General features: G+C 38.5%; 20 protein-coding genes. 14 read left to right on the top strand and 6 right to left on the bottom strand.

The window, feature by feature from the left end; translation table 11 throughout:
• Positions 1–364 precede the first annotated feature (364 nt).
• Complete coding sequence (locus tag ACZ9EE_RS10600; protein ID WP_476026877.1) at positions 365–1,558, bottom strand: ROK family transcriptional regulator; 1,194 nt, start codon at positions 1,556–1,558, stop codon at positions 365–367.
• A gap of 274 nt (positions 1,559–1,832) precedes the next feature.
• Here ACZ9EE_RS10600 and uxaC point away from each other — a divergent pair, with 274 nt between their 5' ends.
• The 8 genes from uxaC (at position 1,833) to ACZ9EE_RS10560 (ending at position 9,932) form a co-directional block, all read left to right on the top strand.
• The gene (gene uxaC / locus ACZ9EE_RS10595; RefSeq protein WP_476026875.1) at positions 1,833–3,236 is read left to right on the top strand and encodes a glucuronate isomerase; all 1,404 of its coding nucleotides are present in this window, start codon (positions 1,833–1,835) and stop codon (positions 3,234–3,236) included.
• 120 nt (positions 3,237–3,356) lie between these two features.
• Positions 3,357–4,769, top strand: a complete 1,413-nt coding sequence (gndA, locus tag ACZ9EE_RS10590; protein WP_476026873.1) for an NADP-dependent phosphogluconate dehydrogenase — start codon at positions 3,357–3,359, stop codon at positions 4,767–4,769.
• 236 nt (positions 4,770–5,005) lie between these two features.
• A complete protein-coding gene (locus ACZ9EE_RS10585; protein WP_476026871.1) occupies positions 5,006–5,824 on the top strand; it encodes an AraC family ligand binding domain-containing protein in 819 nt (272 codons plus the stop codon).
• A complete protein-coding gene (locus ACZ9EE_RS10580) occupies positions 5,775–5,906 on the top strand; it encodes a helix-turn-helix domain-containing protein (protein ID WP_476026869.1) in 132 nt (43 codons plus the stop codon). Before ACZ9EE_RS10585 ends, ACZ9EE_RS10580 begins: the two co-directional genes overlap by 50 nt.
• Positions 5,907–5,940: 34 nt before the next feature.
• Positions 5,941–6,828 (top strand): sugar phosphate isomerase/epimerase family protein, encoded by an 888-nt coding sequence (locus tag ACZ9EE_RS10575; RefSeq protein WP_476026867.1) that lies wholly within the window; start codon positions 5,941–5,943, stop codon positions 6,826–6,828.
• A 1-nt stretch (position 6,829) separates the two neighbouring features.
• The gene (locus ACZ9EE_RS10570) at positions 6,830–7,987 is read left to right on the top strand and encodes a Gfo/Idh/MocA family protein (protein ID WP_476026865.1); all 1,158 of its coding nucleotides are present in this window, start codon (positions 6,830–6,832) and stop codon (positions 7,985–7,987) included.
• 81 nt (positions 7,988–8,068) lie between these two features.
• Positions 8,069–9,088: a Gfo/Idh/MocA family protein gene (locus ACZ9EE_RS10565; protein WP_476026863.1), complete on the top strand. Its 1,020-nt coding sequence runs from the start codon at positions 8,069–8,071 to the stop codon at positions 9,086–9,088.
• Positions 9,075–9,932, top strand: coding sequence for a sugar phosphate isomerase/epimerase family protein (locus ACZ9EE_RS10560; protein ID WP_476026861.1), 858 nt, complete (start codon positions 9,075–9,077; stop codon positions 9,930–9,932). Before ACZ9EE_RS10565 ends, ACZ9EE_RS10560 begins: the two co-directional genes overlap by 14 nt.
• Positions 9,933–10,440: 508 nt before the next feature.
• Here ACZ9EE_RS10560 and ACZ9EE_RS10555 read toward each other — a convergent pair.
• On the bottom strand, positions 10,441–11,598 hold the full coding sequence (locus ACZ9EE_RS10555) for an ROK family protein (RefSeq protein ID WP_476026859.1): 1,158 nt from the start codon (positions 11,596–11,598) through the stop codon (positions 10,441–10,443).
• 240 nt (positions 11,599–11,838) lie between these two features.
• Here ACZ9EE_RS10555 and ACZ9EE_RS10550 point away from each other — a divergent pair, with 240 nt between their 5' ends.
• The 6 genes from ACZ9EE_RS10550 (at position 11,839) to larC (ending at position 18,111) form a co-directional block, all read left to right on the top strand.
• Positions 11,839–13,107, top strand: coding sequence for a nickel pincer cofactor-dependent isomerase, group 22 (locus ACZ9EE_RS10550; RefSeq protein WP_476026857.1), 1,269 nt, complete (start codon positions 11,839–11,841; stop codon positions 13,105–13,107).
• A gap of 20 nt (positions 13,108–13,127) precedes the next feature.
• Positions 13,128–13,898, top strand: coding sequence for an SDR family oxidoreductase (locus tag ACZ9EE_RS10545; RefSeq protein WP_476026855.1), 771 nt, complete (start codon positions 13,128–13,130; stop codon positions 13,896–13,898).
• Between the two features lie 82 nt (positions 13,899–13,980).
• The gene (larE, locus tag ACZ9EE_RS10540; protein WP_476026853.1) at positions 13,981–14,784 is read left to right on the top strand and encodes an ATP-dependent sacrificial sulfur transferase LarE; all 804 of its coding nucleotides are present in this window, start codon (positions 13,981–13,983) and stop codon (positions 14,782–14,784) included.
• Positions 14,785–14,886: 102 nt separating this feature from the next.
• A complete protein-coding gene (locus ACZ9EE_RS10535) occupies positions 14,887–16,362 on the top strand; it encodes a gluconokinase (protein ID WP_476026851.1) in 1,476 nt (491 codons plus the stop codon).
• Between the two features lie 20 nt (positions 16,363–16,382).
• The gene (gene larB, locus ACZ9EE_RS10530; RefSeq protein WP_476026849.1) at positions 16,383–17,159 is read left to right on the top strand and encodes a nickel pincer cofactor biosynthesis protein LarB; all 777 of its coding nucleotides are present in this window, start codon (positions 16,383–16,385) and stop codon (positions 17,157–17,159) included.
• Positions 17,140–18,111, top strand: a complete 972-nt coding sequence (gene larC, locus ACZ9EE_RS10525) for a nickel pincer cofactor biosynthesis protein LarC (RefSeq protein ID WP_476026847.1) — start codon at positions 17,140–17,142, stop codon at positions 18,109–18,111. The genes larB and larC overlap by 20 nt, the downstream gene beginning before the upstream one ends.
• 876 nt (positions 18,112–18,987) lie before the next feature.
• Here the strand turns inward: larC and ACZ9EE_RS10520 are convergent.
• From ACZ9EE_RS10520 to ACZ9EE_RS10505, 4 genes are all read right to left on the bottom strand, one after another.
• Positions 18,988–19,185, bottom strand: a complete 198-nt coding sequence (locus ACZ9EE_RS10520) for a hypothetical protein (protein WP_476026845.1) — start codon at positions 19,183–19,185, stop codon at positions 18,988–18,990.
• A gap of 12 nt (positions 19,186–19,197) precedes the next feature.
• Entirely contained in the window at positions 19,198–20,478 is a 1,281-nt protein-coding gene (locus ACZ9EE_RS10515) for an ArsB/NhaD family transporter (protein ID WP_476026843.1), read from the bottom strand.
• 196 nt (positions 20,479–20,674) lie between these two features.
• Entirely contained in the window at positions 20,675–21,787 is a 1,113-nt protein-coding gene (locus tag ACZ9EE_RS10510) for a metallophosphoesterase (RefSeq protein ID WP_476026841.1), read from the bottom strand.
• 135 nt (positions 21,788–21,922) lie between these two features.
• The gene (locus ACZ9EE_RS10505) at positions 21,923–24,097 is read right to left on the bottom strand and encodes an MMPL family transporter (protein ID WP_476026839.1); all 2,175 of its coding nucleotides are present in this window, start codon (positions 24,095–24,097) and stop codon (positions 21,923–21,925) included.
• Positions 24,098–24,218 lie beyond the last annotated feature (121 nt).

The raw sequence follows: 24,218 nt of genomic DNA, 5'->3' as shown, positions 1-24,218 counted from the left end.
TATTTTAGCCTTTTTTACTAATAATTAATTAATAAACGGAATTTTTCCGTCTATTTATCAGCCCGGGTGCTTAGCCTGATTCCCCAACCATTAGTGCAGTTCCTCTTGATCATAGATGTGCCAGGTTAAAGATCAATAAAATTGGTTTTCAAAAATGCAAATGACCCTCAATTTTAATTGTACAGTATTTATGTCCATCATAATAATGATGTCAATTGCTATGTCAAAGTTAATTGAATTTTATAACAACCCTGATAGATAAAGAAAAAGACGTATGCAAAATACATACGTCATTTCTTGTGTCTTTTACTAGATAACGGAACCCTTTATGCTACAGCAGGAAGGGGGGATTCAAAGGGCTACATTAAATGACGGCGCTTTCACCTTGAACTGTTTTTAAAAGAAAAGGTAAATTTAACATTGGAACCTCAAGAAATTGCTTGATTGCAAGGGCGCAGGCTCCAAGAATGCTTGACTTCCTCCCAATGGATGAGATTCTCAATTCACGGTAATGGCTGATAGATGAGTTCAGATTATCACTTATTTTCTTGAGAGAGTCCGGATATATTCGCAGCAATTCACTATCAAGAACGAGCACGTCTGGATTATACATGTTAATCATATTATTCAACCCAATTGATAGGTAGAAAATAAATTGTTCCATTACTTCATGTACTTCTATATCGCCTTCTTTTAGCCATTCCTGGATTTGTTCATAAGTCAAATTCTCTATCTGTCTTTTTTCGGATAGATATTCAAAGATACTTGATTCAGAAGCATATTTTTCCCAGCACCCTTTATTTCCACAATTACACTTCTTACCTCCAGGAACAACTATCATATGGCCGATTTCGCCGGCATACCCTTCTTGACCTCGGAAAAAATCATTATTCATCATCATGCCAAGACCGATTCCAGAATAGAGGGTTGCACATAATAGATTGTCTGTTTCATGATGTATAAAAACGCGCTCTGCAAAAGCGCTTAGATTTGCATTGTTTTCAAGATGAATCGGGATATCGATTTCTCTTTCTAAATCACTTTTTAAGTTTATATCATGCCAGTTAAGCCGCGGAACATAGTGAATGATTTCTTCTTTTGATACCAAACCGTGAATTGCGATAACAATTCCGACAATCCCATAGCGGCTGTCATTACTATCTGCTTTGAATTTTTTTGTTTGTTCAATTATAAGCTGAAGAATCTCTTTATAGTCTGTAGTATTTATTTTGACAATATTTGAAGAGACAGGACATCCGAGAAGATCTGATAAGGTAAATGATATTTGACCGTAATCAAGATCAATTCCAAGTGCATAACCTGCATGTCCATTTAAAGAAAGCATAATCGGTTTTCTTCCAACCGTATAGTGTTCAAGATGAGTCTCGATAATGAGCCCTTCCTCTAATAAATCTGCAACCTGGGCAGAGATGGTTGCTCTTGTCAGGTTAGTGGCCTTGGATAAATCGGCTCTTGATATCATTCCTTCTTTAACTATTTCTCTAATAATGAGAGAGCGATTAATTTTCTTTATATATGCCGCATCACCGGTAACCATTTATATCCTCCATTTCGGGCACTTCCTTTTGAATATATTCCTATTATATCAGTTCTTTTTAACAAATCACTGTTATAATTCAATTAATTCCTAAATAGTTAATTGACTAAACATATTAAACGTGTTAAATTATGTATGTAATTAATTTGTTTAATAAACAAATTAAAGAAGTGAGGATCTTAATTTTTTAAGAAAAGAGTATTAACAATTCTGTAAGGGTTTACAGTGGGGCGAGCTACCAATATGAATTTTAGTTTGAAGGAGAGGGACTTCGATGAAAAATTTTATGGACAAGCACTTTTTATTAAACACAAAGACTGCTATTAAACTTTATGAAAATGCAGCAGCTGAAGCACCGATTTTTGATTTCCACTGTCACTTAGATCCCAAAGAAGTATGGGAAAACAAGTCATATGAAAATATCACACAGATCTGGTTGGGTGGAGACCATTATAAGTGGAGAACGATGCGGATGCATGGCATTGGCGAGCGCTACATTACAGGTGATGCCAGTGACTGGGAAAAGTTTGAAAAGTGGGCCGAGACGGTTCCACATTTAATTGGCAACCCTGTTTATCATTGGACACACTTAGAATTAAAAATGTTCTTCGGCATTGATAAGGTATTAAGTCCTGAAACTGCTCGTGAGATTTGGGAAGAATGTAATGAAAAATTACTGAAGCCTGAATTCAGTGCAAGGGGTTTAATAGACAGATCTAACGTTAAGTTTATCGGAACTACCGATGATCCCATTTCCACTTTAGAATACCATCAATTATTGAAAAATGATGAGACTTTTAAAACCATTATTGCTCCAACATTCCGTCCAGATGGTGCACTTTTTATTGAACGCCCAACTTTCAAAAGCTGGATTGAAAAATTGGCAGATGTTTCAGGCATAAAAACGGATTCCTTAGACGGATTTATAGCAGCATTGAAACAACGAGTAGAGTTTTTTCATGAAAATGGGGGCCGGGCCTCTGACCATGATATTCAAAAAATGGAGTATGTTGAAACAACTAAGCAAGAGGTTGAATCCATATTTAATAAACGTCTAAGTGGTGAACAACTTTCAAATGAAGAATTGATTGCCTATCGAATTTTCCTCTTACAAGAACTTGGGAAAATGTATGCTGAAAAGCAGTGGGTTATGCAGCTTCACATGGGAGCGATGCGGAATAATAATACAAGAATGAAAAAACGGCTTGGAACCGATGTAGGGTTTGATTCAGTTGGAGAAGCTAATATGGCGGAGGGGTTATCTCGCTTCCTTGATGCCCTCGATCAAGAAAATGCACTTCCAAGAACGGTTTTATTTAACCTGAACCAAAAAGATAATGTTGTGTTAGCGGGAATGATGGGGAACTTCTATGAGGAAGGTGTTCCTGGGAAGGTTCAATTAGGTTCTGGCTGGTGGTTTGTTGACCATATCGATGGTATGGAAAGACAAATGAAGGATTTTGCTAATGTGGGTGTGCTGAGCCACTTTATCGGTATGCTTACAGATTCTCGCAGCTTCCTGTCATATGCCCGTCATGATTACTTCCGTCGAATTTTATGTAACATCCTTTGTGATTGGGTGGAAACAGGATTAGCGCCAAATGATATGAAGCATATGGAGAAAATGGTCCGCAATATTTGCTATGATAACGCTGAACGCTTCTTTTTAGAACGCTAAGTTCCGAATGGATTTTCTCTATTTTAATTATTATTTAAATTATAAAAAATAAGCACTTTTTATTGTCATAAAGGAAAGAATATGGTTATCTATAAAGAATAACAATGAAAGAGGGATAGTATGTCAAAACAACAAATCGGTGTAATTGGTTTAGCAGTAATGGGAAAGAACTTGGCATTAAATATTGAAAGCCGTGGATATTCTGTTGCTGTTTTTAATCGCTCATTTGATAAAACGGAAAGCTTTTTGAAGAATGAAGCTGAAGGAAAAAACTTTGTTGGTGCTCGTACTGTTGAGGAATTTGTGAATTCCTTAGAAAAGCCACGCAAGATTTTGCTAATGGTTAAAGCTGGTGCGGGAACTGATGCAACAATCGACTCTTTAAAACCATTCCTAGAGGAAGGAGACATCCTAATCGACGGTGGTAACACATTCTTCCAAGATACGATTAGACGTAACAAGGAATTAGCTAATGCTGGCTTCCACTTTATTGGTACAGGTGTTTCCGGAGGAGAAGAAGGAGCACTTAAAGGTCCTTCTATTATGCCGGGTGGGAATAAAGAAGCATACGAACTAGTCCAGCCTATTTTAGAGGCGATTTCAGCAAAGGTTGGCGGAGACCCATGCTGTACCTATATTGGACCAAACGGTGCCGGTCATTATGTGAAAATGGTTCATAATGGGATTGAGTATGGAGATATGCAATTAATCTCTGAAGCGTATTTCATTTTGAAAAATGTTTTAGGATTAAATGCAGAAGAACTTCATAACGTATTTTCTGACTGGAATAAAGGCGAATTAGATAGCTACTTAATCGAAATTACTGCAGATATCTTTACAAAAGTAGATGAAGATACAGGTAAACCAATGGTTGATGTTATCTTAGATACTGCCGGCCAAAAAGGTACTGGTAAATGGACAAGCCAAAACGCCCTAGACTTAGGTGTACCGCTTCCAATTATTACAGAATCGGTTTTCGCTCGGTTTATCTCAGCAATGAAGGAAGAGCGTGTTAAAGCAAGTAAAGTCCTAACAGGACCAGAGGTTAAGCCATTTGCAGGCAGCAAGGAAGAATTAATTGAAGCTGTTCGTAAGGCATTATATATGAGTAAAATTTGCTCGTATGCTCAAGGTTTCGCCCAAATGCGTGTTGCCTCTGAAGAATATGACTGGAATCTTCGTTACGGTGATATTGCGATGATTTTCCGCGGCGGCTGTATCATCCGTGCTCAGTTCTTACAAAAGATCAAGGATGCATACGATCGTGACTCAGAACTAGCAAACCTTTTATTAGATCCATACTTCAAGGACATTGTGGAGAAGTACCAGCAAGCGTTACGTCAAGTGATTGCTGTGGCGATTGAGCGCGGGATTCCTGTACCATCGTTCGCAAGTGCCATTGCTTACTATGACAGCTACCGTACTGAAACACTCCCAGCGAACCTTTTGCAGGCACAACGTGACTACTTCGGTGCTCATACGTACCAGCGTGTTGACAAAGAAGGGGTTTTCCATACCAACTGGATGGAATAAGTACTTTGTTTGGTAAGTGATTTATAGAGACTAAACTGGCCCATAAGGGTTGGTTAGTCTCTATTTTTTTATGTTTTTCTTTGACTGGAAATTATTATTAAAAAGCAATATAAGTCAAAAAAGAGGGATATTTGAGCATTTTTGGAGAATGATTTTTACTATGAAGTGCAATAAAATAAAAATATAGTAAGTTAACAAATGAGTTGTTAACGCTTACTTTTAAGGGTGTGAAACTAATGGATAAGTTAGATTCATCTACTTATAAAAGAAAAGTAATGGATGAATGGATCACTGCGTTTTATCGTGTGCAAGGTTTGGACAACTCATTTAATTTTCACTCACACCAGGAATATGAAATCTATTTTTTTCATTCAGGTGATTGTAAGTACTTAATCAACAACCGAATTTATGAATTACAGCCCGGTGATATTATCTTGTTGGATGGAATGACATTGCATAAACCAAATCCGCGTACAGGCAGCACCTATACAAGAAGTATGCTTCATTTTTCACCTACGTGGCTCCGTGAATTATTGGGTACTCTTGGAATACCTAATTTATTAGATCCCTTTAAAAAACTTAACAATTGCTTACTGCGAACTGGTTATGACGAATCAGGGCAAATTGTTGATGGGAAGATGAAGGGGATAGCAGCTTCGTTGGAACTAATTGATTTAGACCTGCAAAGGACCGGTAAGAAAAATGAGTTATTAGAAGCCGAGGTGAAACTTGAGTTAATTCAATTATTGGTACGAATTTATAAAATGAGTCAAGAGGAATTATCACAAATAACGAGTAAAAAGACGGAAAAGGAAGCTCATGCTGAGTCAATTGCATCCTGGATTAATGCACACTATATCGAAAAGGTTAGTTTGGAACGTATAGCAGCAGAGTTAAGTCTCAGTAAGTATTATGCCTCTCATGTTTTTAAGGAAGTTACTGGTTTTACGGTAATTGGAATATGTAATGGGGTGCCGTCTCAACCAGGTGAAGTATCTATTGGAGATGGAACCCAATCTCACTCTAACAGAGGTTTCACAGTCAGTTGGATTTGAGAGCGTTGCTCATTTTAGTCGATTTTTTAAAGAAAAAATAGGTAAAACGCCGTCTCAATACCGTAAGGAAAAACTAAAGTAAGGAAATTCATGTAAAAGAAGGAGGAACAGGGAAAATGGATAATGATTTATTGATTTCCGGTTTTTCGGATGAAATCTCTTCTGATTTTGATACCCAGCTTGAAGTTGTAGCAGGATTAGGTATGCGTTATATATCATTGCGTGGTATTGATGGGAACAATATTGGTGATTTTTCTGTGGAAGAGATTAAAGAGAGTGTTCTGCCACGGCTTGAAAAAGCGGGGATCGAGGTTTCCTCAATCGGATCACCAATTGGTAAGGTATTCATCCATGATGAAGAGGGATTTGCCAAACAAAAGATCATGTTAGATACACTTTGCCAGATTGCTAACTTATTAGATTGTAAATACATCCGTATTTTTAGTTTTTATATTCCAAAGGGTGAAGATGCTGACAGCTACAGAGATGAGGTTATTAGTAAAATAAAAGAGTTTGCTGCGATTGCCGAAAAATATGCTGTTATTTTGTTGCATGAAAATGAAAAGGACATTTATGGAGACATTGCTAGACGCTGTCAAGAGATATTAAAAGAGGTTGGTTCAGAACATTTTAAGGCTATTTTTGATTTTGCTAACTTTGTTCAGTGTGGCGAAGATACACAGGAATGCTACGATTTATTAAAAGATGAAATTGTTTATATTCACATTAAAGATGCTGTCACAACCGAGAGTCAGAACGTGGTCTGCGGTACCGGGGAGGGTAAAATAGCTGAAATTTTATCGCAATCAATTCAAAACGGTTACAAAGGCTTCTTAACACTTGAACCTCATCTTGTTCGCTTTGATTCATTAAAGGACTTGGAACTGGAAGATGCTGCAGAGATTATTAAAGATAATAAAGGTCTTGATGGTGCAAGTGGATATAAGCTTCAATACGAGGCCCTAGTTGAAATACTAAACAAAATAGAAAGCGGGGAGAAGTAAAATGGCAAATGTTAGATTAGGAGTTATTGGATTAGGTGCACAAGGCGGGGCTTACGCAGGATTTTTAGAAGATGGAAAAGTGAAAAACATGGTACTCGGAGCTATCTGTGACAATGACCCAGCGAAAAAGGAATTGGCTGCAGAAAAATATCCTGAAGTTCCATTCTATGAAAACTATATTGATATGCTTGAAAGCGGTAAAGTTGATGCAGTAGTTACCTGTGTTCCACATTATCTGCATCCTGAGATGGGGATTGAGGCACTTAAAAGAGATATTCATGCATTGGTAGAAAAACCAGCAGGTGTTTATACAAAACAAGTAAGAGAATTAAATGAATTTGCTGCAACAAAACCGGAATTAACTTTCGGAATTATGTTTAATCAACGGACAAATCCACTCTATCAAAAAGTGAAAGAGATAATTGATAATGGAGAAATTGGCCAAATTCGCCGGACAAACTGGATTATTACGACTTGGTGGAGACCACAAGGCTATTATGATCAAAGCGCATGGAGAGCAACATGGGGCGGCGAAGGCGGCGGTGTCCTTGTCAATCAGGCACCACACCAAATTGATTTGCTTCAGTGGATTTGCGGAATGCCTAAAAAGGTCTATTCGAATGTAAAATACGGCTACCAAAGAAATATCGCAGTTGAAGATGAAGTAACGACAATCCTAGACTATGGTAATGGAGCAACAGGAGTATTTATTACGTGTACGCACGATGTTATGGGAACTGACCGCTTTGAAATTTTAGGAGATAAAGGAAAAATTGTAGTTGATGATAGCAAAAAAATAACCGTTAAACGTCTAAAAAAATCCGAATCTGAAATGAGCGCAACCATGAGCTGGGCAGATGTAACAAAAATTTTCATGGGTCAGGGCTTATCTGAGATCTATACAGAAGAAGTAATTGAATTTGAAAGTGTTTGGGGTGGGCAGCATATTGCTGTAATGGAAAACTTTGCAGCGAATATTGTGGAAGGAACTCCACTGCTTGCACCTGGCAGTGACGGAATCAATGGCGTTGCCCTAGCAAATGCAATCCACCTATCGAGCTGGCTGGGTAAAGAAGTAGAACTTCCAATTGATGAAGAGCTGTACTTTGCTGAGCTGACTAAAAAAGTGGAAGAGGAAAAAAAGAATCCAATTAAATAATCAATATTATTAATCTATAAATGTAAACGAACTCGGGAGTCATATTTCCTCTTTGAGTTCGTTTCTAAAGGGGGATGGCTGATGCTCAAAATAGCAGTTATAGGACTTGGCGATATTTCTAAAATTCATATTCCAGCTATACAAGCAAACCCTAATGCCGTGTTAGTGGCTGTATGTGATCTTGATGAATCATTAAGGAATACCGTACCGAATGTTAACTTTTATTCTGACTATCAAGAAATGCTAAATAAAGAATCATTGGATTGTGTGCATATTTGTTTACCGCATTATCTTCATTATCCAGTAACAAAATACTGTGTTGAAAATGGTGTTCATGTCTTTCAGGAAAAGCCCTTGTCTTTAAATACACAAGAGGGGATGGCTTTAGCGAAGCTAGAGGAAGAGCTGCCGGCTAAAATTTGCGTGTGCTTTCAGAATCGCTGCAATGAGTCCTTTGCATTGCTGCAAGAAATAATCGCTAGCGGGCAATTTGGCAAAGTGATCGGGGTAAAAGGATTAGTTACTTGGTATCGACCAAAAGAATACTACGAAGTGAAACCTTGGCGGGGGGGAATGGAGCATGCCGGCGGTGGAGTGATGATTAACCAAGCCCTCCATACCCTCGATTTAATCCAGCTGCTTGGTGGTGAGATTGATTCAATTAGAGGTTCCATCGATCAATTATTGGATTATGGGATCGATGTGGAAGATACAGCCTCAGCTCAAATTCAATTTAAAAATGGCGCAAAGGGATTATTTTTTGCCACAAATGCCAATGTAGAAAATTCAAGTGTCGAGCTAGAGGTACTCCTTGAAAAAGGAAAATTCACCATCAAAGATAGTATTCTAACAAAGATCAATGGTGACGGAACAAAAGAAGAATTGATTGAGGATGCCAAGATGCCGGGGACAAAGTTCTATTACGGGGCAAGCCATATTAAACTAATCAATCTATTTTATACCGCGGTAATCAATAACTCTCAGAATTATGTAAAGGTTAAAGATGCCCTTACATCGATTAAAATGATTGACGCAATCCGCCAATCCTCAGAAGAAAAAAGGATGATAAAAATGGAGGAATTACAATATGCAAACTGCTAAAATTGGCGTTCAAATGTTTAACCTTAAAGAAAAAATCGTAGAGCTAGGCGCATATGAAACTTTAAGAAAGATAAGTGAACTTGGTTTTCATTATGTCGAGGTAACCCAAATTCAAATGACTGAAGAAAATGTAGCTGAGTTAAGAAGAGCTAGCATTGATTTCGGTATCAAAATTGCTTCGATATCTGCTCCATTAGATTCTATGCCAGGTATGCCCGGCGAGTCTCTGACAAAGGACTTTGATAAAATTGTAGATGACTGCAAAAAACTAGATTGTAACTTTATCCGCATAGGGATGATGCCGATTCAATTAATGGGTCATAAGGATCAAGTCATGGAATATATAAATAATGCCGAAGCGATGGCAGAAAAACTAGCAGAGTATGGAATTGAATTATACTATCATAACCACCATATTGAATTTGAAAAGTATGATGGGGAATGTTTATTAGACATTATGAAAAACAATACTTCTAGACTCGGCTTTGAGCTAGATGTTCACTGGGCCCAAAGAGGCGGGGAGAATCCGATAAATGTTATTAAAAGGTTTGCAGGGCGCGTCTCCTTGATCCACCTGAAAGATTATCGGATTGGAAATATGAATATCAGTGAAGAAGACTTTAAAGATATGTCTAAATTTATGCAGAAATTTACAAACATTATCGAGTTTGCAGAACTTGGTAAAGGCAACTTGGACATAAAAGGAATAATTGAAGCTGGTATTGAAAGCGGTGTACAATATTTCCTAATTGAGCAAGATGATACTTATGGACGTGATCCATTTGATACCTTAAAAGATTCAGGAGACTATTTAAGAGCGTTAGGTTACGGAGAATGGTTTTAATTTAAGGGCCTATTAAAAATATAAATAACGTGAGTGTCTGACAAATGGTGTCAGGCACCTTTTTTTTATAGATTCCAGGAAAACAAACAATTCACTTTTAGTTTAGGGCACTGAAAACCCTCAGTTTGTTAAGAATCTTAAAGTAACAACAAAAAAGGTATAATTTCTCTTAATGATAGGAGATTATACCTTTTTAAATTTAGACGAAGTAAAAGAACTCTGTTGATTGGAGCGGAAGGCGGCGAAGACTCCTCGAAAATGCTATCGCATTTCCTTCGTGCGTGGGCGGATTCGAGGATGCAAATTCAAAGTCCTGCGGGAGTACGGGACAGGGGAGACTCCGCAGGCGCTAGCGCCAAGGTGGCTCCCCGGCACGCCCGCGGAAAGTGAAGCCGCCTGGAGCGGAAATCAACAGAAAAATTACATACACAACTAAAATTTAAGGGGCTTTTTCAGTACCCTCCTTTTAGTTAGGTGAATTGTTTAGCTGTGACTCTCTATGTGATTCTTAAACAGATAACTTAAGCTCAGAAACATCTAAAAACTTCTGTATTCCCAACGCACATGCTCCCATGATACACGCTTTTTTTCCGAATTCAGATAGTAACAGCTCAGAATAATGGCTAATGGTAGAAGTAAGATGAGCTTTTAGTTTTTCAGCAGCATAAGGATACAGCTGAAGTAATTCGCTATTTACGACTAATATTTCCGGGTTATAAAGATTAATCAAATTGTTTAGCCCAATGGATAGATACAAAATAAATTGTTCCATTTCCTTACAAATTATTGGTTCCTGATCCTTGAGACATTTTTTGATACTTTTAAAATTAGCATCAAAATTCTGGTCCTCTTGAGACATTCGTCGAGTGAAACTATTTTCGGAGGCATATTGTTCCCAGCAGCCTAAATTTCCGCAGCTGCAAGGCAAGCCCTTTGGCACGATGATCATATGGCCAATTTCACCAGCATATCCATGATAGCCCTTCAATAATTCCCCATTTATCATAAAGCCTAGTCCAATACCAGAATATAAGCTTACGGAGAGCAAGTTATTACTATGATGATGTTTGAAGACCTTTTCCGCAAATGAACATAAATTTGCATTATTTTCAATGTATACCTTGAGGCCAACTTCGTTTTCTAAGTCTTTTTTTAAGTTTTTGTTTTTCCATCCGTGTTGAGGAACAAAATAGATGATTTCATCCTTATTCACGATTCCATGAATACCAATGACAACACCAACGAGACCGTATCGGGTTTGTGCACATTTCGATTGGTAATCTTTTATCTGGGTGCCTAGTATCTCAAATATCATCTCGTAATTAGAGAATGGAAGGTTGATTACATTTGTAAGAACAGGAAAACCATTCAAATCAGCCAGGGTAAAGGTAATTGTATTCTTGTCGAGATCAATTCCCAAGGCATACCCGGCATTTTTATTAATTGATAACAAAATGGGTCTTCTGCCTAGACTTTTGTGTTCTAATTGTGTTTCAATTATTAATTCATTTTCTAATAGCTCTGAGACCTGTACAGAAATAGTTGCTTTATTTAAACCGGTAACCTTAGCAATTTCTGCCCTTGATATCCATTTATGCTCAATAATTGTACTTAGTATTAACGATTTATTCATTTTCTTGATGAGTGATGCATCACCAGTGAGCATAAAAAAATCCTCCTTATCCTGTAAAAGGAAATATCAACATATATATTGACGAAAGCCAACCCCCATGATATATTATACAGGTAATTAGTTTGTTTGGTAAACAAATTAAATAGAGCATGTAAGATTAATTTTTTAAAAGGTCATTTGAAAGGGGTTACAGCTAAGAAATCAGTCACCCTGTTCATACATTGAATAGATTCAAAATGGTAAACTTATATAAACAAAGGAGTGATATAGACTATGGGAATTCTTCAAGAACTATTAAAGGATATTCCGGTACCAAAAATGGCTAAAGTGAAAGTTAAGTTTGAAAACAATAAAATTGATGACCTTGGTCAAGAATTAAAGTTGAAGTTAAACCAGGTACATATTCAAGAAAAAATTCAGCCAGGGATGGAAATTGCTATTGCGGTTGGAAGCAGGGGACTTGACCGGCTCGTGGAATTAACAGCGGTAACAGTACATTTCTTAAAGCAACTAGGAGCAAAACCGTTTATCGTCCCCAGTATGGGAAGCCACGGCGGTGCAACCGCCGAGGGACAACGTGAGGTGTTAGCTCACCTTGGTGTAACAGAGGAAAGCGTCGGCTGTGAAATCCGTTCTTCAATGGAAGTCGTAAAAGTCGGGGAATTGCCAAACGGATTACCTATCTATGTGGATAAATTTGCTTCAAAAGCGGATGGAATTGTTGTCATTAATCGAATCAAACCACATACAGCTTTCCGGGGGCCGGTCGAAAGCGGCATCATGAAGATGATTAGTATTGGCTTAGGGAAGCAAAAAGGTGCAGAAGCATGTCACCAAATGGGTTTTAAATATATGGCTGAGAATGTTCCGGCAATGGCAAAGGTGATTATGGAAAAAACACCGTTTCTGTTTGGAGTAGCAACAATCGAAAATGCCTTTGATAAAGTGGCAGTACTTGAAGTACTTACTCCTGAGGAAATTGTAGAAAAAGAACCAGCACTGCAAAAGCAAGCCAAGGAGTTATTACCTAAGCTTTTCTTTGATCAACTGGATGTCCTTTTGATTGATGAGATTGGTAAAAATATTAGCGGGGATGGCATGGATCCCAACATTACTGGGCGTTATCCAACACCATACGCCTCAGGCGGACCTGAAGTAAATAAAATGGTCGTGCTTGACGTAACGGTTCAATCAGAGGGAAATGCGAATGGAGTAGGGACGGCTGATTTTACTACCCAGCGGCTGGTGGATAAGATGGATAAAGAAGGCACATATGCAAATGGTTTGACCTCAACCGTTTGTGCCCCTACCAAAATTGCAACGACCTTGCCCAATGACAAAATGGCGATTCAAGCAGCAGTTAAAACCTGCAATATCTTAGATTTTACAAAGGTTAAATTAGTACGGATCAAAAATACATTAGAGCTTAGTCAAATTGAAGTTTCTGAGCCGTTACTTCCATATATTGCACAGCATCCAAATATGGAACAAATTTCAGATGTATATGAATTCCAATTTGATGATAGTGGGAACTTATTTTAACTAAAGGGGAGAGTTAAAGAATGGCGAATTTATTTGATTTATCCGGAAAAACGGCAGTTGCAATCGGGGGAAATGGAGTATTAGGGTCTGCCATGGCAAAGGGCTTAGCGGAACATGGAGCAAGAGTTGCCATTGTCGGCCGTAATTTGGAAAAGGCCGAAGCAGTTGTTAAGGAAATTACCGCAAACGGCGGCGAAGCAAAGGCATTTCAAGCGGATGTTAGTTCTCGTGAATCATTAATTCAAGCAGCAGATGAAATTGACCAATGGGCAGGCGGCTGTGATATTCTCTTAAATGCACCGGGAACCAATAGTTCAACACCATTTCTTGAACTTGAAATGGATGAATATGATAAAATTATGGAAATTAACCTAAAAGGAATTGTGTTAGCCTGCCAAATCTTTGCAAAAAGAATGATTGAACAGAATAGAAAAGGAAGTATTATCAATATTTCCTCTGTATCATCAACAACACCGCTTTCCCGTGTATTTACGTATTCTGTATCAAAAGCAGGTCTTAATAGTGTCACACAATATTTAGCTCGTGAGTTTGCACCAAATGGAATTCGAGTAAATGCAATTATTCCTGGATTTTTCCCAGCTGAGCAAAACCGGAAAATTCTCGATGAAGAAAGAATTGAAAATATTATGAGACATACACCAATGAACCGTTTTGGGGAAGCAGAAGAACTTCAAGGTGCGACAGTTTGGCTTGCATCAGAAAAAGCATCGAGCTTTGTGACGGGTGCCTTGATAAGAGTAGATGGCGGATTTGGAAGCATGACCATTTAGTTACCATTCACATAAAATAGCTAATCTCTAAATATGTTAAAGATGATAAATAGAATAGAATAGGTTGGGGGAGTTGGGGGAAATGCTGACAGAGAAGTATAAAAAGTTACAATCCATTCTCCGTGAAATGAAATCGGTGGTTGTTGCATTCTCAGGAGGGGTAGATAGTACGTTTTTGTTAAAAGCTGCGGTAGACACGTTAGGCACGGAACAAGTACTGGCAGTTACAGCAGACTCTGAGAGCTATCCATCCAGTGAATTGGAAGAAGCAACGAAACTTGCTGCAAAAATTGGTGCAAAACACCAAGTCATCGAAACATCAGAACTAGCCATCCCAGGATATGCAGAGAACAATAAAAATCGATGCTATTTTTGTAAAAGCAGTCTATTTGATCACTTAATCCCTGTGATGGATCAAAAGGGATTTCAAAATGTCATTTATGGCGTAATTGCAGACGATATGAATGAATTTCGCCCGGGGATGAAGGCTGCTAAAGAAAAGGGAATTCGAGGTCCGCTTCAAGAGGCGGAATTGTATAAAGAAGAAATTAGAGAACTTTCCAAAGCGCTTAATTTGCCAACATGGAATAAGCCTTCCTTAGCCTGTCTTTCATCCAGAATAGCCTATGGTGAATTTATTACAAAAGAGAAATTAACCAAGGTTGAAAAAGCCGAGGATTATTTAAGATCCCTTCATATTCGTCAGGTACGGGTAAGGACACACCAGGAGATTGCAAGAATAGAGGTAGAGCCAAGCGATATGGCGATTATTTTAAATCAGCATGAGCAAATAGTTAAACAACTTCAAGACTTTGGCTACAAATACATTACTCTAGACTTAGTTGGTTATCAGAGCGGAAGTATGAACAAAGTTCTATCAAATTAGTATTTGCTTCGATGGTGAAAAGTAAAATAGAAAAGGCTTTGGAAGAATCCAAAGCCTTTTCTATTAAAAAAATGGATATTATAAATAAAGGAAGATGAAGATATGTCAAGTGAATATGTAATGGGGCTTGATATTGGAACAACAAGTGTAAAAGCCTGTGTGTTTACTTTAAAGGGAAAACTAGTAGCAGAAGTAGAGAAAATGAACACTTCCTTTTATCCCCATCAAGGCTGGGTGGAGCAGGATCCTATCGAAATTGAACATGCTGCCATCTTGGCTATTAGAGAAGTAATCGAAACAGCAGCTATTGAGAAAAATGAGTTAGTTACAATTGGTTTTTCCGCTGCTATGCACTCATTAATTTGTACCGATGAGGAAGGAACCCCGATATCTCCGGCACTCATTTGGGCCGATGGCAGAAGTTATCAACAAGCTGAAAACATAATGAAAATGATGGGAGATAAGGTATATTCCCAGACCGGAACTCCTGTTCATCCGATGACACCTTTTGTAAAACTTGTCTGGATGAAAGAAACAGGATATGAACCTTACAAAAAAGCTTATTATTTTATGTCGATTAAAGAATACTTGCTGCAATGCTGGTTTAATAAAAGGGTAATCGACTATTCGATGGCATCGGCAACAGGATTATTCAACCCGGCAACACATAAATGGGAACAAGAATTATTGAAGTTTGCTGGTATTAAGGAAGAGCAGCTTTCAGAAATTGTTCCTCCCACTGAAACTCTAGCAGGCATTAACCTAGCAAAAGCTGAGGAAATGGGGATAAATCCAGAAATGCCCTTTGTTGTGGGTGCCGCAGACGGCCAATTGGCTAATCTAGGCATCGGAGCCATTCTGCCTGGTGAGGTGGCTGTATCTGTAGGCACGAGTGGCGCAATTAGGCAACTTACTAAAGGAGTAAAGATTAGTGATAACCAAGAAACTTTTTGTTATTCCTTTACAGAAAATACTTCCATTATTGGAGGACCAACCAACAATGGCGGGGTTGTCTTACAATGGCTTAAGGATCTCTTACAAGACGAAAGAAGCTTTACCGAATTTCTTTCCGATGCCGAAAAGGCTCCGCCGGGAGCTGATGGAATCCTCTTTCTCCCCTATTTAAATGGTGAGCGGGCCCCTATCTGGAATCAGCGGGCAAAAGGGAATTTTTATGGAGTTTCCATTACTCATAAAAAGGAACATTTCATTCGATCCGTGCTAGAAGGGATTACTTTTAATCTATATCAAATAGGAAAAACTTTGGAAGAGTTAGCAGGAGAGCCGCAAAAGATTTATGTTAATGGTGGTTTAGCCAGATCTGCCCTGTGGCTGCAAATGATGGCTGATATATTTGAGGCAGAAATATATGTTTCCGAAAGCCACCACAGTGCCGCCTGGGGAGCAGCTTGGACAGCCCTTACTGCTATTCATAAAGTTGAATCCTTTGAAGAGATTAAAAAGAATATACCAATGGGGAAAGCAACTTTACCAAATAAAGATACTAGTAAAATTTATAAAAGGATTTATCAGAATTATATCGAATTGGCAACTGATATGAAAAAGTATTTTAGATAGAAAATTAAGGGGGCAATCTTATGCTTGATGAAATATTAAAACAAGTTCAAACAGGAACCCTTAGTATTACAGAGGCTAAAGAACAATTAGCAACTTTCGAAAATTTAGGTTTTGCTAAAGTGGATCACCACCGAAAAAAGCGCCAAGGCTTTGCGGAGGTCATTTATGGAGAAGGAAAAACGGCTGATCAAATCATTTCGATTGTCCAAGCACTAAGAGCACGAAATAGTGAAATACTTGTAACAAGAGTCTCTAAGGAAAAGGCAGAGGTAATCCAGATTACTTGTCCAGAGCTGATTTATAATCAAACAGCACATATTCTTTTTTTGAAAGATGAAACAGAGCCTATTAAACAAAAACAGGGGTACATTGCAGTGATCGCTGCCGGTACCTCGGATTTAAGGGTGGCCGAGGAAGCTGCCGTTACTGCAGAGGTTTTAGGCAGTCCAGTTCATCGCATTTATGATGTTGGGGTTGCAGGAATACATCGTCTTTTGAACCATGCGGAAGAAATTCAACAGGCAACTGTATCTGTTGTGGTCGCAGGAATGGAAGGAGCCCTTCCAAGTGTGGTTGGAGGTCTCGTTTCACATCCTGTGATTGCTGTTCCGACAAGCATTGGTTATGGAGCTAATTTTCATGGATTATCTGCCCTTTTAACGATGTTGAATTCATGTGCTTCAGGAATTAGTGTTGTCAATATTGATAATGGGTTTGGGGGCGGCTATAATGCTGTCTTAATTCATCAACTTGCACAAAAAGGGGAAACCGTAAAAAATGAAGACACTTTACTTTGATTGTTTTTCAGGAATTAGCGGGGATATGGTCATCGGTGCACTAATCGATGCAGGAGGAGACCCGGATCTTTTAGCTGCAGAATTGAAGAAGCTTAAATTGGACGGTGAATATGAATTAAACTGGAAAAAGGTAGTCAAGAATGGAATTACGAGTACAAAGTTCGATGTGATATTAAAAAATACTTCTAGTCACATTCATCTATCTGCTGAACAAGGTAAAGAGCATACCCATAACCATGTTCATGAAACCCAAGACCATCATAATCACCATGATCCCAAGGACCTTAATGGTACCAAAGTTCATGACCACGAACATCATCATGAACATAGTCATAACCATGAACATAGTCAAGATCATGGGCATAGTCACGATCATGAACATAGTCCCGACCATCATCATGAACATAGTCACGATCATGATCATGGACACCATCATCATCACGACCACCGTGCCTATAAAGATATTGTAGAGCTAATAGCTGCTGCTGATTTTGCTAGTCCAGTGAAAGAAACGGCATTAAGGGTATTTAAACGAATTGGTGAAGCGGAAGGGCTTATCCATGGAATTCCTCTAGATAAGGTTCATTTTCACGAAGTAGGTGCGATTGATTCCATTATTGACATAATCGGCGCAGCGATTTTAATTCATCAATTAAACGTTGAGACAATAAAATCATCACCTATTCCAGTGGGGACCGGGAAAATCCATATTGACCACGGAATTTATCCAGTTCCAGCTCCGGCAACACTTGAGATCCTGAAAGGAGTTCCAATTGAACAGTCAGATATAAGGGCAGAGCTAACGACACCAACTGGAGCGGCCATTATTGCGGTACTTGCCGAGGAATTTGGACCAATCCCTTCAATGAAGATTTCATCGATTGGCTATGGGGCAGGGACAAAAACCTTTAAACAGCATCCTAATGTGCTTCGAGTCATAATAGGGAATTAAACAATAAAAGCTGCCAATTGTTTGTAAGTAGTTCAGTTATCAAGTATAAAATTAAAATGCACAACTGAACTATAACCTGATTAACACTGCTTTTTACGTAAATCAGCAAATGAATTAGCAAAAAAAACGCTTGGGAAACCGAGCGTTTTTTTTTAGCGTGTCGGAAAACTTATTTGTAGGAAGAGTTCCTGACTTTGGACAGGACTGAAGTAATTTAGCCATCTGCTGTCCGAAGAAGCCTCGACTTCGGACAGGATTGAAGTAATTTAGCCATCTGTTGTCCGAAGAAGCCTCGACTTCGGACAGGATTGAAGTAATTTAGCCATCTGTTGTCCGAAGAAGCCTCGACTTCGGACAGGATTGAAGTAATTTAGCCATCTGCTGTCCAAAGAAGCCTCGACTTTGGACAGGACTGAAGTAATTTAGCCATCTGTTGTCCGAAGAAGCCTTGACTTCGGACACAACTGATATAATTTTTCTTCATACTGTTCAAAGCTGCCCTATTTTCCGACACCTTTGCCCGTCTGATGTTTTGAGCAGCAAGCGTAAGTTAAAATTACTTATTTGAATTATAACTAGAAATTAGCATTACGTTTGTCGCATCAAATTAACTATTGTCCATAGACTAATTTTATATGCCATTTTTATTGCTAGTTTAGATATCATTCCATTCAAACCTTGATATATCAACAAAAATGAATAGCCTAATTCTATTGCGAATTGGACTGGAAAATACAGTTATAATTTAGTTTTTCTACCTTAAAACTAAACTACTTACACTTGCTTGTTGCTTTTTCTAAGCCCATTTGATTTCTTTTAATAGCTGCTGCCTAAATAATTGAATGATAAATTCATTGTAAAAGTCATTTCTCACAATTACTTGATAGTTGTTATTCGGATGAATGTAATAATGAAATCAGTTAATACTCTATTATCATCGAAATACTGCCGTACTTTCATAAGGTTCTTCTTTAACTCACTATTCATTAAGGTAATGAAGAATTCAATATCGTCGCCGTTCGACGTTTCTTTCAGTTCGATATGCTTTTTGTCATACGAATACTCGACCCTCATCCCAAATCCCCCTTAAATTAAGTATCTTAAATAAATGTAAATGGTACAAATCACAATTGAAAGAATCATTAATGGAAAAGCGATTAACAAAAACTTTCCGAAGGTAATCTGATGTCCTTCTTTTGCAGCCAGACCAGCTACAATCACGTTTGCACTTGCGCCGATTAGTGTACCATTCCCACCAAGGCATGCACCCAAGGAAAGGCTCCACCAAAGCGGTTCTAAATTATGAATCCCCAGTTCACCCATATCCTTGATCATCGGAATCATCGTGGCGACAAATGGAATATTATCGATAAATGCAGAGGCAATCGCACTAACCCAGAGAATTAAGATCGATGTGGAGGTAACATCGCCGCCGGTCAAATGAACGGAGTAATCAGCTAATAAAGATATGACTCCTGTTTCAATCAAGCCCGAAACAAGTACAAACAACCCGATAAAGAAGAAGATGGTTGTCCACTCCACCTTTGAAAAAGATTTATCCAAATATTCCTCTCCTGTTAATAAAAGTAAAAGAAAGGCGCCTGCCAGGGCTACTGTTGCTGATTCAATATGAAGCAATTGATGCAGGAAAAATCCCAAAATGGTTAAGAAGAGGGCTGTTAATGACTTGATTAACAGTTTTTTATCCGTGATTTCCTCTTTTTCATCAAGGTCCATTAAGCTAGCCTTTAATTCAGTTGATGTTCGGAGCTGCTTCCGATAAATGAAAGCTAAAATACCGACATTTACAAATAAAATGAAAAAAGATATCGCAGTAAGATTGTTGATAAAGGCCATGAACGTTAGTTCCTTTACAGCACTACCCAGCATGATATTTGGCGGATCGCCAATTAACGTGGAAGTTCCGCCGATATTTGAGGCGATAATTTCGGTAATTAAAAATGGAATCGGATTAACACGTAATTGTCTTGTAATACTAAATGTCACAGGCACCATTAATAGAACCGTGGTGACATTATCTAAAAAAGCGGAGCCTAAGGCTGTAATCACTCCTAGGACCAGTAATATCTTCAAGGGATCGCCTTTCACCTTCTTTGCTGCCCAAATGGCGATATATTTGAACAACCCCGTCTCAGCTGTAATGGCAACAATAATCATCATCCCCGTCAACAATCCGAGCGTATTAAAATCAATGTGATGTAAGGCCTTTTCCTGACCAATAATCCCTAGAAGGACCATCATGATCCCACCAGCCATTGCGATAATCGTGCGGTGAATCTTTTCTGTAACGATAAAAGCGTAGGTAATTAAAAATACACCTATTGCCATGATTGCTTGTGTTGACATGTATGAACCACTTCTCCCTCTGTCGTTTTACATTCATTGAAAAATGCAAAAAAGGAGCCTGTTTTGACAGACTCCACCACAAAATCAACATAATGTATTATATGTTTTATTGTAATAAACTATACAAGGGATGTAAAGGGATTATATTCCTATGAGAAGACTAGTCTGCCTCGTTTCTTTTCAACCTTGGTAGTTATTATAATCCCAATTTCTTAATAAAATCAACCGTCTCCTCATGTTCCTCTTTGACTAGTTTATATAATCCTATATCTGTTTTGACGAGTGCCTTTCCGTTTTCATCTGCAATGGGTCGGGTGTGAGACTTTTGCGCAACTATCTGCCATTTCCCGGTCTGATGGCTTAATTTAAGATCAATAACACCGAGCCGGCTTCCAAAGGCTGCAGCCATCACGACAGGTTTTCCGTTGATTTCTCCTGTCTCTAAATTCGTATTTGGCAGTTCTTGATAGACAGGACCAGGGAAAACGCTGTGTGAATGCCCAGCCAAAACGACATCAATTTCTGGAATTTGAGTTAAATAATATACGGCGTTTTCCGTATCCGCATGATAGGGTTCACTGCTAATCCCTGTATGGGCTAAGGCGATAATGATATCCGCCCCTTCTGCCTTGATAACTGGTACAAACTCCTTAGCCGTTTCAACCATGGGTTTCGCAAACACTTTTCCTTCGAGATTGGCTTTGTCCCACTTCATAATATGCGTAGGCATTAAAGCAATAACACCAATTTTCAGTTCGTGTGGGTTCCCGCTTTGATCGACTACTTTTCGATTTAGTATCGTATATGGTTTAAAGTATGGCTGATTTGTCTTTACTGAAAACACATTTGCATTAAGGACAGGCATATTTGCTCCTTTTAATGCAGTCTTTAAAAAGCCTAACCCGTAGTTGAATTCATGATTTCCAATTGCAATGGCATCATATTTTAAATAATTAAATGCCCGATAGACGGGATGTATTTTTCCTTTATGCATTCCCCGGATTCTAGCCAAATACTCTCCAAGTGGATTCCCCTTCAAATGATCCCCATCGTCAAACAACAACGTGTTTTTACTTTCCTTCCGTGCTACTCGAATGAGTGTCGCTGTTTTAACTAATCCAATTCGATTGTCCATTTTTGTTTGATAGTAATCATAATTAATCAAATCCGCATGTAAATCAGTGGTTTCTAATATCCGCAAATCAACCAATGTCTGATTAGCTGTTTTTGGCTCGGCAGCAAAACAATTAGATGTATAACTAAAGAAGAAAATGAGAAGAGACAGTAAAGATATCATTCTTTTTTTCAATATGATTACCTCCTACATGTCATGGTGTAGAGTAATCTTAGTATGGTTTTTTCTTTTCAATTTATCCTCGAGCAGCTGCTTACATGAGTGGGGAATTGGGAAGTGACTGCGATAGATACGGAATCCGTAACGTAGTTAGGCTGGCTTTTTGCTCCGATTCCGCTGTCGTTTAAAGTGAAAGCCAAAGAACCACCAATTCCAATCACCGAACAGCCTCATTAAAGCAGGAACTAGAACCATTCTGACAATTGTTGCATCAATAAAAATGGCGATCGCAATCCCCACGCCCAGCTGCTTTACCGGCATAACTCCTGTAAAAGCAAACGCCCCAGTTACGACAATCATTATCGCAGCGGCGGAGGTAATGATTTTACTAGTGAGGGTTAACCCGGAAATAGTGGCTAAGGTATTGTCACCTGTTTGAAGGTAAAATTCCTGTATCCTTGAGATAAGGAACACCTCATAGTCCATAGAAAGTCCAAAGACAAGGGTGAAAACAAATACTGGTAGAATTAATGCAATATCAACGGGTTCGATTCCAAAATGTCCCTGCTGGAAGATCCACACAACAATCCCAAAAGTACAGCCCAAGCTCAACACATTCATTAAGATAGCCTTAAATGGAATCAATATGGAACGAAAAGCGGCCATTAAAATGACAAGAGTTGATAAGACAATTAACAGTAACCCATATGGTGCTTTTTGATAAATTTCAGCAAATATTTCTTGTTCAAATTTGATAGGACCTCCAAAAAAGGCTTTGACACCGAGTTTTTTCTGCGACCAATCTTTTACCCAATCCCTCGCTTGTGCAGAATGCCCTGCGGTATTTAAATAAACCTCCACTAGCATTTTATTGTTTCTGATAAAGTAATTCTTTAATGGCGCAAGCTGCGCTGGTTCGCCCTGCCGGAGAAACTGATATAGCTGCTCATCATCGCTTATTCCTGATGCAGTGAAAGGAGAATTAACTGTATTAACCAGCTTATCCTTCTCAAGCGTATGAATAATTGTACTTATTTTTTTGAAATTATTACTTTCGGTGACAGGACCATTTGTTTTAAGAATAATGGTTACTTTTTTCTCATCTCGCTTCTCTTTTGCAATAAATTGCTTTTGAAATGTTTCCAGTGCCAGCCGAGAAGGGTAATTGGCTGGCAGGGAGTCCGTACCGGGAATGGTCATAACCATCTGCCTTACCGGTCCTAGACCAGTTAAAAGAAGGGCGAGTGCGAAGAAAGCCATTATAATCGGATGATTCATCACCAGCTTGGCAAATCTATGCCAAATGCTATACTCCTGTTCTTTGACCCTAATGACACTTAATTTATTAATATGCTGTCCTAAAAGTGATAGTAATGCCGGAAGAAAGGTTAAAGCGGAAAGCACAGAAATCAGGACGACCAGCATCCCTCCAAGGGCAACATTTTGAAAAATATCAATTTTAATAAACCAAAGCCCAGAAAGCCCAATAAATACACAAAGTCCCGAAAAGATAATCGATCGCCCGGCTGTTTTAACAGTCACCTCGACGGCTTCTTGAATGGATTTTGTTTGCAATTCCTCTTTATAACGGTTAATGAACAATAGGGCAAAATCAATACTTAAGGCAAGACCTATCATTGGAATAATATTTAGAATAAAAATCGTTAAATCAACACGATAACTAAAGAGATAAACAGTTCCCATCGTGATTAAGATGGATACCACTCCGATCACAATGGGAAGGGCTGCAGCAACAAGTCCCCCAAATGCAAAGATAAGCACTACTAACGCAATCGGCAGACCAATCATCTCTGCTTTTGCTAAATCTTCCTGGCTGGCGGCATTTAAATCTTGGACAATAATGGGTTCTCCAGTCATGGTAACCTTTAAGCCATGTTGATCCTTAAGAATCATTTTTAATTTCGAGATTTCTGTTTCAAGACTTCCTGCTTCCTTGTCAAAAGTCAGCAATCCATAAGCATAATCGTTTTTAAGCATCCCTTTTCTATCGAATGGTGAGGTAATATCTCTGGCGGAGTCAAAGTTATTAAGTCTATTAAATGTATCTTGAATAAACTGGCGAAAATCATCCTCACTAATGTTTTTTTGCTTTTCAAAAACAAGGATTATGGAAGATTTCGGCTGTCCGAAATCTTCCTCAAGGAGTTTCTTTGTTTCGTTATATTCTCCTTTGTATTGGAAGCCATTCCCGCTTAATACACTTGGTAATCTCTGAGCAAAAAGGCCGAAAAGCAGTATTGCCGCCATCCAAATGAGCAAAATCCATTTTCTTTTACTATAGATAGTTTTCCCTAGTTTCTTCACAATCCTGACCTCACTTACGAAACTATTTCCTTATGCTACAACATAAGTTTCTAGAGTACGCATGGTGCTTTCCGTAAATTTTTCCCTAATTCAAGTTGAGCATTCACGTGAATTATAATGA

The sequence above is a fragment of the Bacillus sp. URHA0034 genome (assembly GCF_056280405.1).
Note: the sequence above shows the minus strand (reverse complement) of the source record. Positions and strands in the feature narration are given on the sequence as shown.

Bases quoted from the DNA above. Each gene is read 5' to 3' on its own strand.
- ACZ9EE_RS10600 (WP_476026877.1), bottom strand. From the start codon at position 1,558: ATGGTTACCGGTGATGCGGCATATATAAAGAAAATTAATCGCTCTCTC.
- uxaC (WP_476026875.1), top strand. From the start codon at position 1,833: ATGAAAAATTTTATGGACAAGCACTTTTTATTAAACACAAAGACTGCT.
- gndA (WP_476026873.1), top strand. From the start codon at position 3,357: ATGTCAAAACAACAAATCGGTGTAATTGGTTTAGCAGTAATGGGAAAG.
- ACZ9EE_RS10585 (WP_476026871.1), top strand. From the start codon at position 5,006: ATGGATAAGTTAGATTCATCTACTTATAAAAGAAAAGTAATGGATGAA.
- ACZ9EE_RS10580 (WP_476026869.1), top strand. From the start codon at position 5,775: ATGGAACCCAATCTCACTCTAACAGAGGTTTCACAGTCAGTTGGATTT.
- ACZ9EE_RS10575 (WP_476026867.1), top strand. From the start codon at position 5,941: ATGGATAATGATTTATTGATTTCCGGTTTTTCGGATGAAATCTCTTCT.
- ACZ9EE_RS10570 (WP_476026865.1), top strand. From the start codon at position 6,830: ATGGCAAATGTTAGATTAGGAGTTATTGGATTAGGTGCACAAGGCGGG.
- ACZ9EE_RS10565 (WP_476026863.1), top strand. From the start codon at position 8,069: ATGCTCAAAATAGCAGTTATAGGACTTGGCGATATTTCTAAAATTCAT.
- ACZ9EE_RS10560 (WP_476026861.1), top strand. From the start codon at position 9,075: ATGCAAACTGCTAAAATTGGCGTTCAAATGTTTAACCTTAAAGAAAAA.
- ACZ9EE_RS10555 (WP_476026859.1), bottom strand. From the start codon at position 11,598: ATGCTCACTGGTGATGCATCACTCATCAAGAAAATGAATAAATCGTTA.
- ACZ9EE_RS10550 (WP_476026857.1), top strand. From the start codon at position 11,839: ATGGGAATTCTTCAAGAACTATTAAAGGATATTCCGGTACCAAAAATG.
- ACZ9EE_RS10545 (WP_476026855.1), top strand. From the start codon at position 13,128: ATGGCGAATTTATTTGATTTATCCGGAAAAACGGCAGTTGCAATCGGG.
- larE (WP_476026853.1), top strand. From the start codon at position 13,981: ATGCTGACAGAGAAGTATAAAAAGTTACAATCCATTCTCCGTGAAATG.
- ACZ9EE_RS10535 (WP_476026851.1), top strand. From the start codon at position 14,887: ATGTCAAGTGAATATGTAATGGGGCTTGATATTGGAACAACAAGTGTA.
- larB (WP_476026849.1), top strand. From the start codon at position 16,383: ATGCTTGATGAAATATTAAAACAAGTTCAAACAGGAACCCTTAGTATT.
- larC (WP_476026847.1), top strand. From the start codon at position 17,140: ATGAAGACACTTTACTTTGATTGTTTTTCAGGAATTAGCGGGGATATG.
- ACZ9EE_RS10520 (WP_476026845.1), bottom strand. From the start codon at position 19,185: ATGAGGGTCGAGTATTCGTATGACAAAAAGCATATCGAACTGAAAGAA.
- ACZ9EE_RS10515 (WP_476026843.1), bottom strand. From the start codon at position 20,478: ATGTCAACACAAGCAATCATGGCAATAGGTGTATTTTTAATTACCTAC.